Genomic DNA, 747 nt, shown 5'->3' on the forward strand with positions numbered 1-747 from the left:
TCGTAGCTGTTCACGACCTTGCCGTCGACGGTGATGACGCGGGTGGCGTCGCTGTCGGCAGTGTTGAAGGTGAGGCCAGCGTTGTTCGTCAGGCCATCGCCTGGCTTGCCGCTGTCCGTCGTCAGCGACACGCTCGGCGCGGTCAGTTTTGTATCGAGAGTGAAGCTGACCGATGCTGTGCCCGTGTTGCCTGCGCCGTCCGTATCGGTGACACTGACGGTGTGGCTGCCGTCGGCCAGGGCGCTGGCATCGTAGCTGTTCACGACCTTACCGTCGACGGTGATGACGCGGGTCGCATCGCTGTCAGCGGTGTTGAAGTTGAGGCCGGCGTTGTTCGTCAGGCCGTCGCCTGGCTTGCCGCTATCGGTCGTCAGCGACACGGTCGGCGCGGTCAGTTTGGTATCGAGAACGAAGCTGACCGATGCGGTACCGGTATTGCCGGCACCGTCCGTATCGGTGACGCTGACGGTGTGGCTGCCGTCGGCCAGGGCGCTGGCATCGTAGCTGTTCACGACCTTGCCATCGACGGTGATGACGCGGGTCGCGTCGCTGTCGGCAGTGTTGAAGGTGAGGCCGGCGTTGTTCGTCAGGCCATCGCCGGGCTTGCCGCTATCGGTCGTCAGCGACACGGTCGGCGCCGTCAATTTGGTGTCAAGGGTGAAGCTGACCGATGCGGTGCCCGTGTTTCCGGCGCCATCCGTATCCGTGACGCTGACGGTATGGCTGCCATCGGCCAGGGCGCTGGCA

The 747-nt window shown here is 64.5% G+C and carries 1 protein-coding gene; it reads right to left on the bottom strand.

The annotated features are described in order from the left end of the window. Window positions 1-747: Ig-like domain-containing protein (locus NX778_RS24530; protein ID WP_258814439.1), on the bottom strand; the 747-nt coding region annotated here is incomplete at both ends.

This window comes from Massilia terrae, assembly GCF_024753145.1.
Lineage (GTDB): Bacteria > Pseudomonadota > Gammaproteobacteria > Burkholderiales > Burkholderiaceae_D > Telluria > Telluria terrae.